This is a genomic window from Lutimonas sp. (genome assembly GCF_051011215.1).
Lineage (GTDB): Bacteria > Bacteroidota > Bacteroidia > Flavobacteriales > Flavobacteriaceae > Lutimonas.
The window spans coordinates 1-2,988 of record NZ_JBPCUJ010000143.1 but is presented as its reverse complement, the minus strand read 5'-3'; the positions used below and the strand labels follow the sequence as shown (position 1 = coordinate 2,988).

The 2,988-nt window shown below is 37.2% G+C and carries 2 protein-coding genes; one reads left to right on the top strand and one right to left on the bottom strand.

The features are described 5' to 3' along the window. On the bottom strand, window positions 1-2,453 hold a 2,453-nt coding region (polA, locus tag ACR2MV_RS13795; RefSeq protein WP_434022584.1), incomplete at its 3' end, for a DNA polymerase I. 153 nt (window positions 2,454-2,606) lie between these two features. Between polA and ACR2MV_RS13790 the strand changes: the two genes are divergently transcribed. Beyond that, window positions 2,607-2,903, top strand: coding sequence for a thioredoxin family protein (locus ACR2MV_RS13790; protein ID WP_434022582.1), 297 nt, complete (start codon window positions 2,607-2,609; stop codon window positions 2,901-2,903). Window positions 2,904-2,988 lie beyond the last annotated feature (85 nt).

The following is a 2,988-nucleotide window of genomic DNA, read 5'->3' as shown; positions in this document are numbered from 1 at the left end:
GCAATATAAGATTTCAGGGTAGGGTAGGTTTCGTAATAGGTTTCAATCAATTCCTTCGCCTCAGATCGGCTCAAATCAGTTTGTTGACTTAGCCCAAAGGCTGAAACTCCATATATGATACCAAAGTTCACTGTTTTGGCATAACTTCTTTGTTCTCTTGTTACTTCATTCAGGTCAACTTGAAAAACCTTGGCAGCCGTAGACCTATGAATATCTTCACCTCTGATAAAGGATGATTTCATTTCTTCATCTCCACTCATTTCGGCAATTAATCTCAGTTCGATCTGAGAATAATCAGCTGCCAAAAGGGTGTAGTTCTCATCTCGCGGAACAAAGGCTTTTCTCACCTGTTTACCACGCTCTGTTCTAATAGGTATGTTTTGCAGATTGGGATTGTTGGAACTCAACCTTCCAGTTGCTGCAACGGTTTGACTATAGGTAGTATGAATTCTTCCTGAATCTTTGTTTACTTCATTTGGCAAGGAGTCGACATAGGTGTTTTTTAGTTTCACCAGTCCTCGCCATTCGAGAATGTTCTTTACAATGGCATGTTTTTCTGCTAGTTTTGATAAAATTTCTTCACCAGTGGCATATTGCCCTGTTTTGGTCTTTTTTGGTTTTTCGACCAACTTCATTTTTTCAAAAAGAACTACTCCCAGTTGTTTGGGAGAAGCCAGGTTAAAATCTGTGTCGGCTTCTTCATAAATTAGTTTTTCCAGCGCCTCAATATCTGTATTTAGATCTGTTGATAATGATTTCAAATAATCTTCATCTAAATTAATGCCTTCCATTTCCATAGAAGCCAACACCTGTACCAAAGGAATTTCAATGTCACTAAAAAGTTTCGTTAATTTGTTTTTATCAAGTTCTTTTTCAAAAAGTAATTTTAATTGCAGCGTAACATCAGCGTCTTCAACAGCGTATTCAGTTTGTTGTTCTAAAGGAACGTCTCTCATTGAGCCTTGATTCTTACCTTTTTTTCCGATAAGTGTTTCTATAGGTATAGGGCTGTAATGAAGATAAGTCTCTGATAAGACCTCCATATTATGTCTCATGTCAGGATTTATCAGGTAATGTGCAATCATTGTATCGAACAATGGTCCCTTGACCTCCATTCCGTAGTTTTTCAAGACCTTGATATCATACTTCAGGTTCTGACCTATTTTCTGAATAGCCTCATTTAAGAAGAAAGGTTTAAATCGTTCCAGTACTTCCTGTGCCTGGTTTTGATCCTCTGGAACGGGAACATAATATCCCTTTCCTTTTTCATAAGAAAAAGCAATGCCGACTAATTTCGCCTCCAAGGTATTAAGACTTGTAGTTTCAGTGTCAAAACAGACAGATGTTTGATTGAGCAACTTTTTAAGTAACAGCTCTTGCGAAAATGCGGTATTTACAAATTGATATAAATGATCCTGAGTATCAGAATTCGTATAGCCACCAATAGCATTAGAATTGCCCGCAGACTCTCCACCTGTGGAGAACATATCAAGTTGCTGCCCGCTATCTGAATCTTGGCTGGAAGATTGGTCAGCTGCCTTCGCTACTGAAGTTTCTGTAGTTGGCTCAATTTTAAAGATCCGATTTAAATTTTCAAGTGATCTTCTGAATTCCAAATCTTGAAATATTTCGGTTACCTTTTTAAAATCCGGTGTATTTAGTTCAAAGTCTTCTTCGTGAAATTCAACAGGACAATCGAGGATGATCGTGGCCAGTTCTTTTGACAAAAGCCCCAATTCCTTATTGTTCTCTACTTTTTCCTTCATTTTACCTTTCAATTCATGGGTATTTTCAAACAAGCCCTCCATACTGCCATAGGCTTTGAGGAACTTTTTAGCCGTTTTTTCGCCAACACCTGGCAGGCCAGGAATATTATCCACAGAATCCCCCATCATTCCAAGAAAGTCAATGACTTGTTTAGGATCTTCGATTTCAAATTTTTCCTTTACTTTTTCAACATCCCAAATCTCTATGCCATTTCCCATCCTTGCAGGACGATACATCACCACATTGTCTGTTACTAATTGTGCAAAATCCTTATCTGGAGTTACCATAAAAGTTTTATATCCGGCCTTTTCTGCCTGAACGGATAGGGTTCCGATTAAATCATCCGCCTCAAAACCTTCGACTTCAACAATCGGGATATGCATGGCTTTAAGGATTTCGTGTATATAGGGTACGGCAATTTTGATTGCTTCGGGAGTTTCCTGTCTGTTGGCTTTGTATTCCGGAAAAGCTTCCGTTCTGATATGAGATCCACCCTTGTCAAAAGCAACTGCTAAATGGTCAGGCTTCTCGCGTCTTATAACATCTAAAAGAGAATTGGTAAACCCCATAATGGCTGAAGTATCCATTCCTTTCGAATTGATTCTTGGGTTTTTGATAAAAGCATAGTAGCCCCTGAAAATAAGAGCAAAAGCATCCAGTAAAAAAAGTCTTTTTTGTGCTGACATTTAGAAATAGTTTAGATCATTGTAAAAGTACAAATTTGTGATTGCGCTTTGAAATAATATTCAGTTTATTGCTAAATCGTTAATTTTTTGGACATTACAATTGTTGTTGAGATAAAATGTTATATTTGTAAGTATAGACTTAAAAACTTCAGTATGACTAAGTTTGGAGAATTAATTGGATCAAAGACCCCCACACTAATTGATTTTTATGCAGACTGGGAAGGAGAGAGTACAAATTTGCACTCCATCCTTAGAGATGTAGCAGCAGCTTTAGGTGATAAGGCAAAAGTTGTTAAAATAGATGTTTCTAAAAATGAAACCCTGGCAGCCGCCCTTAGAATCAAGGGAAATCCCACATTTATTATCTATAAAAATGGCGAAATGAAATGGCGCCAAACAGGTCAGCAAGATGCCAATACTTTAATAAGTCTTGTGGAGCAGTACGTTTAGTAAATCTTTTCGAATAAAATTGACTTGATTGAATAACGAATATCGAATAAGGAATTGAGAATGATGAATTTCACCTAATCATTTA

Coding starts and splice junctions, on each gene's coding strand:
- ACR2MV_RS13790 (WP_434022582.1), top strand. CDS start 2,607: ATGACTAAGTTTGGAGAATTAATTGGATCAAAGACCCCCACACTAATT.